Genomic DNA, 12,705 nt, shown 5'->3' with positions numbered 1-12,705 from the left:
GTCCAATCGCCTGACGTCCGGTATTTGTACAAAATTTTCGACACTTGCCTACTTAAAAAGGTCGGGCTGTCAGGTGCCAAAGGCCTGTGCAGGCGTTGTCACATCAGCCACGGCAGCCAGCAGGATGTCGGCGATTACGTCCAGCTCTTCCCGTGTCAGACGGACCGGTAGGCGCACATCGCACGCTTTCATCAGCATGGCGCGGGTCTGGGGCAGGTCGAACTGCTCGGGCAGGAATTGCCAGTTCCAGAACGCCCGCGCGTTATCTTCGCTCAGGCCAAACACCTGAACCTTGACGCCGCGCGCCTCGGCGGCGGCGGCAAATTCGCGTGTTTCGGCTTCGCTCAGCCCAACCAGGTTGAACTGAATGGAATCAGGTGCGCGCCGTTCTGGGGCCAGCGGGGCAGGCACGTTGATATAGGGCGAGCTGTTCAGGCGTCCGGCCACATAGTCGTGGTTCACCAACCCGTCTTTCACACGCCGCGCAAGCTCCGGGATCTGTGGGCGGATAACTGCCGCGCTCAGATTGCTCATCCGCAGGTTATAAAGCGGCAACTGGTTCTGCCATCGGGCAAAGGCTTCTGCCAGATCCGACGTATTGTCGCCCTGCGGGCCTTTGTGCTTTTTCCAGTTATGCTCGTAAGCGCCCGACATGATCACCGCGCGAGCAACAAGATCCGCGTCATCCGTGATCAGGATGCCACCTTCGCCCGCATTGATCATCTTGTAGGACTGGAATGAGAAACACCCGACCTTGCCAATCGTGCCGATATTGCGCCCGTGCCAGGTTGTGCCCAGCGAATGGGCCGCATCTTCGACCACCGGAATACCGCGCGCATCGCACAGTTCCATGATCGCGTCCATATCCGAGGTATGGCCTCGCATGTGGCTGATGATCACCGCTTGAACATCGTCCAGCTTGGCCGCGAAATCCGTCATATCGATGCGATAGTTTTCACCGACCTCGCACAAGACCGGAATGCATTCCGCATGTACGACCGAGGACGGGACAGCGGCAAAGGTAAATCCGGGGATCAGCACCCGCGCGTCCCGCGGCAGACCCAACGCCTTGAGCGACAGGAACAGCGCAGCCGAGCAGGAAGAGACCGCCAGCGCGTATTTGGTTCCCAAAAGGGCCGCAAATTCCGCCTCAAGCAGGGCAACCGGCGCATCTTGCGGCGCGGTATAGCGAAACAGGTCGCCTGATTGCATCAGGGCGTCAATGGCATCTCGGGCTGCGGGAGGGATCGGTTCGGCGTCGTGGACGTTAGGAGGAAGCGTCATATTTGATTTTCCCAAATTCTATTATTTGGAAATATAAAGTAACGCGACAGTCAAACCAAGTGTTCATTCTGCCACTCGGCAAAATTTCACCAAACTGTCGTAGTTTTAGGGGATCAGACGCCCAAACGGTCGCGCAGCGCGTACCAGGTCATCGCCAGTGCCAAAAGCGGGCTGCGCAGCGCCCCGCCGCCGGGAAAGGGCAGGGCGGGCACGCGGGCCATAGTATCAAACCCCTCGGCCTGACCCTGAATGGCCAGCGCCATCAATTGACCTGCATGGGTTGCCGTGCCGACACCGTGGCCCGAATAGCCCGAGGCCGACAGGATGTTCCTGCCAACCCGGGCCATATAGGGCATACGTCGCATGGTAATGGCCAACGTCCCGCCCCAGGCATAGTCGATCTTTACGTCGCTCAAATTCGGAAAGATCTCGCTCATGGGTTTGCGCACTTTCGCCGCGATGTCAGCGGGAAAACGATAGCCATAGCTTTCACCACCCCCAAACAAAAGACGGTTATCGGCGCTGAGGCGGAAATAGTTCACAACAAACTTGGTGTCGGCAACCGCCACGTCCTGGGTCAGAACCCGCGCGGCCTCGGCGCCCAAAGGCTCGGTTGCCGCGATGAAATTGTTGATCGGCATGACCCGCGCCGCCACCTGGCCCTGCAACGCGCCCAGATAGCCATTGCAGGCCAGGATCACATGAGCCGCTTTCACCTGGGCCTTCGCTGTTCGCACGATGGCCGGATCGGTTTCCTCCAGACCGGTGACCTCGGTGCTTTCAAAGATCCGCACGCCCGCCGCAACCGCAGCTTTTGCCAGACCCAGCGCGTAGTTCAGCGGATGCAGATGCGCAGCACCCCGATCCAGATACCCGCCACAATAGGCGGGCGAGGGGCAGAGGTCATGGCCACCCGCCGCGTCCAGCAGTTCCATCTGGTCATAGCCATAGCGGTCCGACAAATGCGCCGCGTGATCGTGCAACTCTTGCTGTTCGCTACGGTTGAGCCCCAAAACCGCCACGCCCGGTTTCAGGTCACATGCGATCTGGTGCTTCGCGATCAGCGATTTGACCAACTCTTTCGCATCTTCGGCCAAATCCCACAGCTTTGCGGCGTCATCGTCGCCGACCAGCTTTTCCAGATCTTCCTGATCCATCCGCTGCGCGCTGCCCAACTGGCCGCCATTGCGACCCGAGGCACCAAACCCGACCCGGTGCGCCTCAAGCAGCACAACATCCATCCCGGCCTCTGCCAGATGCAGCGCCGCCGACAGGCCAGTATAGCCGCCACCCACGATGCACACATCCGCTTTCAGATCTTCCCCAAGCGCCGGAAACCGCTCCATTGGGTTTGCCGTGGCCGCGTACCAGCTGCCCGGATATTCGCCCCTACGGTCGTTGGAATAGAGCAGATTCATCTTCTTCTCGTTCCAAATTCGGAAATCCCGAACAGCCCCAGAAGCTCAGACATTCAGCAACAGGTGCTCGCGCTCCCAAGGTGAAATCACCTGAAGGAACTCCTCATACTCGGCACGTTTGACGATGCCATAAACACGCGCGAATTCAGGGCCCAGAACCTGATGGAGCGCTTCGGCCTCATCAAACAGATCCAAAGCGCTGCCCATTACCTGGGGGATGTCCCCGTCGCCATCATAGGCATCGCCATAGAACTGCCGGCGCGGGCGTTCTTGATTGACCATGCCCAAATACCCGCAAGCCAGCGAGACAGCGATGCCCAGATAGGGGTTACAGTCCATCCCGGCGATGCGGTTTTCAACCCTGCGGCTGTCCGGCCCCGACAGGGGCACCCGGATCCCGGTTGTGCGGTTGTCGCGCGCCCATTCCAGATTGATCGGTGCCGCATGGTCTTTCACATAGCGGCGATAGGAATTCACATAGGGCGCCATCACGGCCAGCCCAGCGGGCAGATGGTTTTGCAGCCCGGCGATGAAGTTATAGAACGCATCCGTCTCGCCACCTTGCGGGCCCGAGAAGATGTTCTGCCCGGTCTCCAGATCGGTGATCGAGTGGTGAATGTGCATCGCCGATCCCGGCTCATCCGCAATGGGTTTGGCCATAAAGGTGGCAAAGCAGTTGTGCCGTAAGGCGGCCTCGCGGATCAGGCGTTTGAAATAGAACACTTCATCCGCCAGTTTCACCGGATTGCCGTGACGCAGATTTATCTCAAGCTGACCTGCACCACCTTCCTGGGTGATTCCGTCGATCTCGAACCCCTGGTGCTCGGCGAAATCATAGATATCGTCGATCACCGGGCCAAACTCGTCCACCGCCGTCATCGAATAGGCCTGCCGTGCGGCTGCCGGTCGGCCTGAGCGCCCCATCATCGGCTTGATGCCCTGCGCGGGGTCGACATTGGGGGCGACCAGAAAGAACTCCATCTCGGGCGCGACAACCGGCTTCCAGCCTTTGTCATGATAGAGCTGCACGACGCGTTTCAGCACGTTACGTGGGCTGAAAGGGATCGGTTTTTCATCCCGGTCATAGGCGTCATGGATCACCTGCAAGGTCCAGTCCCCGGTCCAGGGCGCGGCGGATGCGGTTGAGAAATCGGGCTTGAGGATCATGTCGCGTTCGATGAAACCATCCTCGCCCGCAGCCTCTCCCCAATCGCCGGTGATGGTTTGGTAAAAGATGCTGTCCGGCAGGTGGAAATAGGCCTGTTTGGCGAATTTCGAAGCGGGTACGGCCTTGCCGCGCGCGATGCCTGGCAGGTCCGAGATGATGCACTCGACCTCATCCAGACGCTGACCTTCGATATAGGTTTGTGCCGCTTGCGGCAGCTCGTCTTTCCAGTCGGCCATCAGGCCCTCTCTTTCTTCAAGAAGTCAGCCATGAATTGGGCGATGCGCTTGTTGTCATCGTGGCTGCCCATGCGCGTGGTTGCCGAGTCCAAAAGCGGGTCCGGTATCGCGCCTTTGCCGCGTGTTTCGATCAATCCGCGCTGAAACCCATCAGTATGTTCCGGGTGCGGTTGCACCGTCCAGATCGTGTCCCCGTAAGCCACCACCGCATTGCGGCAAAATGCATTCGAACCCAAAACCTTGGCGCCCTCGGGCAGCTTGGTGACCTGATCCTGATGCCATGCGTTCAACGCCACGGTTTCGCCGTTCAGCTGATATTCCGTGCGACCAACGGCCCAACCTTCGCGGAATTTCTCGACCGTGCCGCCAAGCGCCTGCGCAATGATCTGGTGCCCAAAGCACACACCGATCAGCGGTCGCCCGCTGCGTTGAATGGCCCGGATCAGATCCTCTAGCGGCGGGATCCAGGTCAGATCTTCATAAGCTCCGTGGCGCGACCCGGTGATGATCCAGCCATCGGCAGCCTCGGGGCTTGCAGGGAACTCTCCGTCGACCACCGCAAACGAGACATAGTCGAACCCATTGCCTTCCAGCAATGTGCTGAACATGGTGTCGTATTCACCGAACTCGTTGAGCAGTTCGTCAGGCGGATGGCCGGTCAGAAGGATGCCAATTTTCATAGGTCACCAAATTTGATCAAATTTATCCTAAGGCCGGAACTCGGGGCGGACAAGGGGGTCATACAGAATCGAGATAGCTGAGCCAATGTTCGTCTTTTGAGCGATCCGCGAAGCGGGCGATTTCCTGACGCTTGGTCAGGCAGAAATTGCGGATCAGATCAGTTGGCAAAACCCGAGCCATCAAAGGGTCCGATTCGAAGGCAGCAATGGCCTGCGGCCAATCGGCGGCCAGCTGCGGCAAGCCCTTGACCTCGTAGGCATTGCCGGAAACCGGGGGCGGCGGTTGCATATTGTCTTCGATCCCCACCAAAGCGGCGCCCAAGACGGCAGCCAGCATCAGATAGGGATTGGTGTCCCCACCCGCAACGCGGTTTTCGATGCGACGTGCGACAGGCGCGCCACCGGGGATCCGCAGCGCGGCGGTTCTGTTATCATAGGCCCAGCTTGCCCCGGTGGGTGCATGCGCGCCTGGCACAAGCCGGTCATAAGAATTGCCGAAGGGTGCAAAGATCAATGTACTGGCGGGCATTGCCGCCAGACATCCCGCCACAGCAGCGCGAAGTAGGTCTGAACCTTGCGGGCTTCCGTCATCAAAGATGTTTTTGCCCGTCTTGTCTTTGACCGAAAAGTGCACATGCATCCCATTGCCCGCGTCGTCGCGATATGGCTTGGCCATGAAGCTTGCGGCAAACCCGTGTTTGCGCGCCAGTCCTCGGGTCAACATCTTGAAAAGCCATGTATCGTCAGCACAGCGCATCGCGTCCTGATGGTTCAGGTTGATCTCGAACTGGCCGACGCCACTTTCCGAGATTGCAGTTTGCGCCGGAATGCCCATGGCCGCGCAGCCGTCATAGAGCGCGTTGAAAAACGCATCAAACGCGTCCAGCTCTGACATCGATAAAACCGCTTCGCCGGCAAGTCGCCGACCCGTTACCGGGTTGATGGGTGGGCGAGGTCGGTCACCTGACGCGTCAAGCAGTGTGAACTCAAGCTCGGTTGCCGCGACAACTGACCACCCACGCTGTGCATAGCGGTCCAGAACCGATTGCAGCGCATGGCGGGGATCTCCGGAAAACGGAGTGCCATCATCGTCAAAAAGGCTCATCGGAACCAATGCGGTCGGAGTGTCCAGCCACGGGACCGGCACCGGCCCGCGTGCGGTCGGGCGCAGCACACCATCCGCGTCACCGGTTTCAAACACCAGCGGGCTATCTGCGATATCCGCCCCCCAAAGATCGACATTCAGGGCCGAGAACGGCAGGCGCACCGCGCCTTTGTCCAGTTTCTCACCATAGCTGGACGGGACGCGTTTACCACGGGGCACGCCGTTCAGATCACAGGCGGCGACGCGAAATGTGTGCAGGGCACTCAGGTCCATGGGGGCTCCGTTCCTAGTCTGGGGTAGGTGTAATTCAGCTTGCGGCCCTTGTCACGGAATTTGATCAAATTCTTAATACTGCAGCAAACGGTGCGAAACGTTAAAGCAATTGTGCCGCGAAGCTTGCACCATATATTGGTTGGCGATGGTTATATTCTTCTCAGTCCTTCTCTTGGTTGCCGGTATTCTGGCCTATCGGTACTGGTCGAAACAATCCAAACGCGCGGCGCTGTTGGCCACAGCCTTGTCCGAGGACGAGCGTGACACGATCGAGCGGATGGTGCCGATCATCCGAAGGTTGCCCGCAGGTTTACGCAATAAGCTGGACGGCAAGGTGAACCTGTTTCGCAATCAGGTCAGCTTTTACGGATGCGACGGGTTGGAGGTGACGGAAGAGATGGAGCTGTCTATCGCTGCCCAAGCCTGTCTGCTCGTGATCAACAGCGATCTTTGGTATGACAATCTGACAACGATCCTGATCTATCCCAACGCCTTCAAATCCAAGCAGCAGCGGCATTCGGGTTATGTGGTGACCGAAAAGGAAATCATCCGCACCGGTGAAAGCTGGGATCGGGGTCCGGTTATCCTGTCCTGGGCGCATAGCAAACAGGGCGCTTTGGATGACCATGACGGGCATAATGTGGTGCTGCACGAGTTCGCGCATCAGATTGATGATCTGTCAGGCGGCACCAACGGTGTCCCGATCCTGAGCGAAGGGCAAAGCTTTGCCGAATGGGAAAAGGTCTTTCTGACCGCCTATGACGCGCATGTTCAGGCGGTGGAACATGGCCATCCCACGGTGATCGATCCATATGGCGCCACCGGGCATGAAGAGTTTTTCGCCGTATCCGTCGAGGTGTTCTTTGAACGCCCGCGCGCGCTGAAACAGGCAGTGCCGGATGTGTACGCTCAGTTATCCAAGCTCTTCCGGCTGAACCCCGTGGACTGGGCTTAGCGCGCCAGGTTCGGGCGAAAGCGCATTTTGCTGCGATGGGCTGCAGGCAGGTGACGGTTCAGACGTTTGTTGACCCGGCCAAAACCCCAGACGATCACAAGTGTGAGCAGGATGAAATAGAAGGCCAGGATCGGGTAGGGGATGAACGGATTGAACGTCTTATCCGCGAAATAGCTTGCATAATACAGCGCATCACCGCGTTGCTGCCAGGCCGGGAAGGCCGAGAAAAAGACCAGCGTGGTCGACTGGAACACAAAGATCGCCTCATTTGTATACGCAGGCCAGGCCAGACGCAGCATGGTAGGCCAGACGATCCTGCGAAACCGCGCCCAACCGGTCATGCCATAGGCGTCGGCGGCCTCGATATCGCCTTTGGGGATCGAGCGCAGCGCACCATAGAAGATCTCACCCGAATAGGCGGATGTGTTCAGAAACAAGACGATCAGCGCCCCAAACCAGGCCGAGGTAAAGGCGTCGAACATCGGATAGGCCTTCTTCAACGACAGGAAGAAGAAATAGGCAAAGAAGAACTGGATAAAAAGCGGCGATCCACGGAACAGGAAGATGAACCACTCGGCCGGTTTGCGCAGCCATTTGTTTGGCGAGGCTTTTCCAACCGCCAATGCGGTGGCCAGAAAGAATCCGGTTACCATGGCCATAATCCCGAAATAGATATTCCAGATCATGCCCGAGCCGATCAGCGTAAAATGCTCGCACAGGGTGAAGTCTGTTTTGGGAAGCAGCCGTTCGCCGAAGCCGATGGACCGGAGCGCGTAGTCCTGAATGGTCTGGATGCAGCTCATGCGCGGGCTCCTTGGAAAAGAGCGCGGGTGCGCGGCAGTGGTTGTGCAGCAACTGCGCGCGGCATGCAGAAGAGGTCGTGCAACAGGCGGATCATGCTGTGGTCTCCTTGCGCAGAAGCTCTCCGCCCGATGTGGCCTGACCGTGGGACAAGCGCCGCATCAACCTCTCGAGCCCGATTTCCGAGACGCGGGTCATGCCCAGATAGAAGATCAGCAGGAACAGGAAATACCACATGCGCCAATCGCCATGTGGATAGTCGGTAAAGCGCGAGGTTTTGGTGCCACCCAATTCGCGCGCCCAATAGACGATGTCTTCGATCCCCAGCAAGAACAGAAGCGGTGTGGCCTTGATCAGCACCATCCAAAGGTTGCTGAGGCCGGGCAGGGCATAGACCCACATCTGCGGTACGAGGATGCGCCAGAAAGTCTGGCGGCGGGTCATGCCGTAAGCCTCGGCCGTCTCTAGCTGCGCATGAGGCACCGCGCGCATGCCACCAAACAGGACGTTGGCGGCAAATGCGCCGAAGACGATGGAAAAGGTGATTACCGCAAGCGCAAAGCCATAGGTTTCATGCACCCATTCGGGCGCGGTGCCCAATGGCAGTTTGGCCGATTGGCAGACCAGAAAATCATTGCCCTGACGGATCGGATCGGTCCACTCGGGGCACAGCACCTTGTGCCGGATCCACTCGAATCCCTGATCCAGTGCGATGACAAAAAATAGAAAGAAGGCGATGTCGGGCACACCGCGCACGACGGCGATATAGGCCTTGCCCAGCCAGCTGAGGGGCAGGAATTGCGACCGGGCTGCCATGGCGCCTGCAAAACCAAAGCTGAGTGCGACAGGGGCGGTGACCGCCAGCAGGCCCAACACTTTCAGGAAAGACAGATAAAACGACCAGTGGACGCCATTGGTCAGATAGCACGAGAACCAAAAGAACGTGCTTAGCGTTTCGGGATCAGCGCAATAGGAAAACATATGGCGTCTTTCGAGCGTCAGGTCCGGTCCGGGGCCGGGGTCGGCCCGGCACCCAGATCAGGTGCCGAGCCGTAGAGATATGGCTTAGTTGGTTACAACCGAGCCGTCGGTGCCATAGGTCGCGGTGCCTTCACCGAACCACTTGATCAACATCTCGTTCAGAGAGCCGTCAGCCTTCATCGAGGTGATGGCTTCGTCGAATTTGCCGCGCAGTTCGCCGTCACTTTCGCGCAGGCCCATGCCGACACCGCCACCCAGTGGGACCGGATCGCCAACAAAGACCAGTTCGCCGCCCGATTCCTCGACCAGCGGCGCCAGATAGTCACGGTCGGCCAGAACCGCATCTGCTTCACCATTGCGCACTGCGGCAATGGTTTCTTCAGGTGTTGCGAATTCGACCAGCGTCGCGCCGGATTCGGCCACGTAACCCGCCTGGATGGTTGCGGTTTGGGCCGCAACGATACCACCGGTCACATCAACGCCTTCCGATGCGGCGACATAGGCCGAGGCTGTGGGCGGATAGTAGTTCTGGGTAAAGTCGATAACCTCGTCACGCTCGTCCGTGATCGACATGCCCGCGATAATGGTGTCGTAGTTGCCCGATACCAGGTTCGGAATGATCGAATCCCAATCATTCTTGACCCATTCGCATTCCAATCCGGCGCGTTTGCACAACTCATCACCCACTTCACGCTCGAACCCGTCGATCTCGCCAGCGTCGTTGATGAAGTTATACGGAGGGTAGGCACCCTCGGTGCCCATGCGCACAGTGTCGGCCATGGCGATGCCAGCGGTCAGCGCGAGTGCCGCGGTGGTCAGAATCAGGTTTTTCATGAGTTACTCCCCTTTTTTGGTTCTGATTTTGATTAAGCCGCCTGAGTGGCGGAAAGAAAACCCTGAAGCCTTTCGGATTCAGGGGCAGTGAAAATGTCTTCGGGCAGGCCTTCTTCCTCGATCAGACCCTGGTGCAGGAACACCACGTGGCTTGAAATATCGGCTGCCATCTTCATGTCATGGGTCACGATGATCATGGTGCGCCCCTCGGCAGCCAGATCCTTGATCACGCGGATCACTTCCTGTTCCAGTTCGGGGTCCAGGGCCGAGGTTGGTTCATCGAACAACAAGGCCTCGGGCTCCATGCACAGGCCGCGCGCGATGGCGGCGCGCTGTTGCTGACCACCGGACAATTGTGCTGGATAGACATCGCACTTGTCGCCGATACCGACCTTTTCCAGATACTTCCGCGCGCTGTCCTCAACCTCGGCCTTGTCACGGCCCAGAACAGTGATCGGCGCCTCCATCACGTTTTGCAGGATGGTCATATGGGCCCACAGGTTGAATTGCTGAAACACCATCGACAGGTTGGTTCGAATGCGCATCACCTGCTTGGCATCTGCCGGACGGCGACTATGCCCGCTGCCAGCCCATTGAACCGGTTCACCTTTGAACAGAATTTCGCCCTGCTGGCTGTCTTCCAGCAAGTTGCAGCACCGTAGCAGCGTGGACTTGCCCGATCCTGAAGATCCAATCAGCGAAACGACGTCGCCGCGATGGGCCGTAATATCTACTCCCTTGAGCACTTCGAGATTGCCGAAGCTTTTGTGCAGGTTCTTGATCTCGATGACGGGCGTGGAGTCTGTCACGGGCGGTCCTGTTGTTGTGAACGGTTTTGATGCGCTACTTGGACTGAAAAAAGCCGCCAATGCAATGAGCAAAACACAGAATCCGGGGCGGATACTGCCAAATTGACCAAAGGGAATTGCCGAAATGGTCAGCTCTTGTGCAAAAGCGCCTGCGGTGATGGCGGTGTCGGAACGCGCAAATAGTGCTCGGCCGGAATGTCCACCAGTCCCCTGAGGTGCAGCGCCGAGCGGTCCTGCGGTGCAAGGTCTGAAATCGCTTTGCCAAGGGCAGAGTTGAGCTGCGCAGCATCCCGTGTATTCGAAGTAATGTAGGGCAGTGCAGGGGTTGGTGTGGTAAGCTCTACCTCGCGCAGAGCTTCCCCCAAATCCGTGTGTTCGCGCAGCAGCAACCAGGTCAGAAGGTCAAGCGACGCCAGATCCGCCTGACCGCTGGCAACAGACTGCGCCGAAGCCGCATGTGCGCCTGTTTGCAATAGCGTTTCGGGGCTCAGCCCCAGTTCAGATAAATGCGTGATTGGTGCGGACCAGCCAGATTGTGACAACGGCTCGTTATAGGCAAAACACCCGCGAACCAGTTCGGACAGAGGCCTGTTGTCCTTCGCACGCGCCACAAAAATCGAACGGTAATAGCCGGGCGGGCATCCGGGCAGGCCATAGTCCGGCGTACCCACGAGCTGAACTGTATCATGCAGCTTCGTGCGATAGGGCATTCCACAAGTTTGTGCAAAGACCAGATCCGGGTCCTGCCAGATCTCCCAAAAATCGCGATCCCGGGTCAGCCTTGGCGGGCCAAACCCAAGATGATCACGAATCAAGGTCCAAAACCGATCATTGGCGGGCTGGAGGGCGGACATGTCATACATGCCCAGCATTGCCGTCACGCTTGGGAAGCCTTCTGTCGGGCCCGCGCGGAATCCACGTCGCTGACGCCCAGCAGGCTGACCACAAGCCGCAGCAGCGAGTCCTCTTCACCACTGCGCTGCCCATCAGCCAACGCTACCGACCACATGGCTTGCACTACGGATAGGCGGTCATCGTAGGCAACCGCCTCTTTGATAGCGCGTGTAAAGCGGACCGTGTCGGGGGCTTCGGCCTCCAGGTCTTCGGCGCGGGCGCGCAAGGCGGCAGCCTCGAACGGGGACAGCCCGTAACGTTCTGCCGAAATCCGATCGATCCGAGCCATTTCGGTGTCGGCATAATCATTGTCTGACCGGGCAATGCGTACCAGCAACGCCGTGAGTGCAAGGCGGGCATCGTCATTAGCCAGCGGATCGGGTTCGGGCTGTGTCAGCCGGGACAGAAGATCTTTGAACATGGGTTTGATATAGTCCCGACCTATAAGGCTTCCAAGCGGCTTTGTACCCGCGCGCGCGCTGCCTGACTGTCGTTAAAGCTCAGACCCATGGCCGCGCGGGCCTCTTCCACGATCTTGATCTCACCTTCGTCTGATACGCCGTCGGCCAGCACCACTTCCCACAGGGCTTCCATAGCGGCCAGACGTTCGGCCTCGCCCGTTGTTTCGCGGATCAATTTGCCGAACGTATCGGTTTCGGGTGCTGCGGCATGAAGCTTTTCGCAGGTGGCGCGCACTTTTGCGGCCTCTATCGCGTTATGCTGGTAAAGACGCGCCAGTATGCGGTCGATCAGGCTGATCTCTTCAAGTTTATAATCCCGGTCCGCCTGTGCCACACGCACCATCAACGCCCCAAGCGCCAGTTCGGCGTCGGGATCAGGCAGCATGTCATGCTGTGGCGGTCGAAACGCCTGAAAGAGCTTTTTCAACATGGGCATAGTTTATTCGATATTTTGATAAGCGCCAAGTTCCAGCTATCCGTCATAGCCTTGGATGATCACAAGATCGCCGGTCGAGATCGGGTCGCGCAGGGCCTTGGCCTTTTGATATCCCTCGCTTTGGTAGCAGGCCAGCGCCTGTTCATAGCTGTCGAACTCTATGACAACTGTCCGCGCGCGGGCGGTGCCTTCTGCAATTGTTCTATCACCGGCGCGGACCAGAAATTTCCCACCATATTCTGCAAATGGCGCAGCATTGGCAGCGATGTAGTTTTTATAGACGTCCATGTCGTCGATATCGACATGCGCAACCCAATACCCTTTGGCCAAGGTGCAATCCTCCTGAGGTTGATGCCGCAGGGTGCGAGGA

The 12,705-nt window shown here is 58.4% G+C and carries 14 protein-coding genes; 1 reads left to right on the top strand and 13 read right to left on the bottom strand.

What is annotated here, in order from left to right:
• Nucleotides 1-69 precede the first annotated feature (69 nt).
• The 5 genes from GOV38_RS04420 to GOV38_RS04400 all read right to left on the bottom strand — a co-directional run bounded on the left by GOV38_RS04420 (nucleotide 70) and on the right by GOV38_RS04400 (nucleotide 6,164).
• Nucleotides 70-1,284, bottom strand: coding sequence for a DegT/DnrJ/EryC1/StrS aminotransferase family protein (locus tag GOV38_RS04420; RefSeq protein WP_171207752.1), 1,215 nt, complete (start codon nucleotides 1,282-1,284; stop codon nucleotides 70-72).
• Between the two features lie 113 nt (nucleotides 1,285-1,397).
• On the bottom strand, nucleotides 1,398-2,702 hold the full coding sequence (locus tag GOV38_RS04415) for an FAD-binding oxidoreductase (RefSeq protein WP_171207751.1): 1,305 nt from the start codon (nucleotides 2,700-2,702) through the stop codon (nucleotides 1,398-1,400).
• A gap of 45 nt (nucleotides 2,703-2,747) precedes the next feature.
• On the bottom strand, nucleotides 2,748-4,106 hold the full coding sequence (locus GOV38_RS04410; protein WP_171207750.1) for a glutamine synthetase family protein: 1,359 nt from the start codon (nucleotides 4,104-4,106) through the stop codon (nucleotides 2,748-2,750).
• Entirely contained in the window at nucleotides 4,106-4,786 is a 681-nt protein-coding gene (locus tag GOV38_RS04405) for a type 1 glutamine amidotransferase (protein WP_171207749.1), read from the bottom strand. The genes GOV38_RS04410 and GOV38_RS04405 overlap by 1 nt, the downstream gene beginning before the upstream one ends.
• Nucleotides 4,787-4,844: 58 nt before the next feature.
• A complete protein-coding gene (locus GOV38_RS04400) occupies nucleotides 4,845-6,164 on the bottom strand; it encodes a glutamine synthetase family protein (protein ID WP_171207748.1) in 1,320 nt (439 codons plus the stop codon).
• Nucleotides 6,165-6,309: 145 nt separating this feature from the next.
• Here GOV38_RS04400 and GOV38_RS04395 point away from each other — a divergent pair, with 145 nt between their 5' ends.
• Nucleotides 6,310-7,119, top strand: a complete 810-nt coding sequence (locus GOV38_RS04395) for a zinc-dependent peptidase (RefSeq protein ID WP_171207747.1) — start codon at nucleotides 6,310-6,312, stop codon at nucleotides 7,117-7,119.
• On the opposite strand, the gene GOV38_RS04390 is transcribed toward GOV38_RS04395, so the two are convergent.
• The 8 genes from GOV38_RS04390 to GOV38_RS04355 form a co-directional block, all read right to left on the bottom strand.
• Nucleotides 7,116-7,922, bottom strand: coding sequence for an ABC transporter permease (locus GOV38_RS04390; RefSeq protein ID WP_171207746.1), 807 nt, complete (start codon nucleotides 7,920-7,922; stop codon nucleotides 7,116-7,118). The genes GOV38_RS04395 and GOV38_RS04390 overlap by 4 nt on opposite strands.
• 91 nt (nucleotides 7,923-8,013) lie before the next feature.
• Entirely contained in the window at nucleotides 8,014-8,901 is an 888-nt protein-coding gene (locus GOV38_RS04385; RefSeq protein ID WP_171098289.1) for an ABC transporter permease, read from the bottom strand.
• An 84-nt stretch (nucleotides 8,902-8,985) separates the two neighbouring features.
• On the bottom strand, nucleotides 8,986-9,735 hold the full coding sequence (locus GOV38_RS04380) for a transporter substrate-binding domain-containing protein (protein ID WP_171098291.1): 750 nt from the start codon (nucleotides 9,733-9,735) through the stop codon (nucleotides 8,986-8,988).
• A 32-nt stretch (nucleotides 9,736-9,767) separates the two neighbouring features.
• Nucleotides 9,768-10,544 carry an amino acid ABC transporter ATP-binding protein gene (locus GOV38_RS04375; RefSeq protein ID WP_171128872.1) on the bottom strand — a complete coding sequence of 259 codons (777 nt, stop codon included), beginning with the start codon at nucleotides 10,542-10,544 and terminating at the stop codon, nucleotides 9,768-9,770.
• Nucleotides 10,545-10,672: 128 nt separating this feature from the next.
• Nucleotides 10,673-11,416, bottom strand: a complete 744-nt coding sequence (locus GOV38_RS04370) for a phosphate/phosphite/phosphonate ABC transporter substrate-binding protein (RefSeq protein WP_171207941.1) — start codon at nucleotides 11,414-11,416, stop codon at nucleotides 10,673-10,675.
• Nucleotides 11,417-11,421: 5 nt separating this feature from the next.
• A complete protein-coding gene (locus tag GOV38_RS04365) occupies nucleotides 11,422-11,859 on the bottom strand; it encodes a TerB family tellurite resistance protein (protein ID WP_171098295.1) in 438 nt (145 codons plus the stop codon).
• 20 nt (nucleotides 11,860-11,879) lie between these two features.
• Nucleotides 11,880-12,329 carry a TerB family tellurite resistance protein gene (locus GOV38_RS04360; RefSeq protein WP_171099235.1) on the bottom strand — a complete coding sequence of 150 codons (450 nt, stop codon included), beginning with the start codon at nucleotides 12,327-12,329 and terminating at the stop codon, nucleotides 11,880-11,882.
• Between the two features lie 42 nt (nucleotides 12,330-12,371).
• Nucleotides 12,372-12,665 (bottom strand): DUF1330 domain-containing protein, encoded by a 294-nt coding sequence (locus tag GOV38_RS04355; protein WP_171128877.1) that lies wholly within the window; start codon nucleotides 12,663-12,665, stop codon nucleotides 12,372-12,374.
• Nucleotides 12,666-12,705: the final 40 nt, after the last annotated feature.

Source organism: Ruegeria sp. HKCCA5839, assembly GCF_013035585.1.
In the GTDB taxonomy this organism is placed as follows: domain Bacteria; phylum Pseudomonadota; class Alphaproteobacteria; order Rhodobacterales; family Rhodobacteraceae; genus Ruegeria.
The sequence above is the reverse complement of the archived record's forward strand: the minus strand, read 5'-3'. Positions and strand labels throughout refer to the sequence as shown.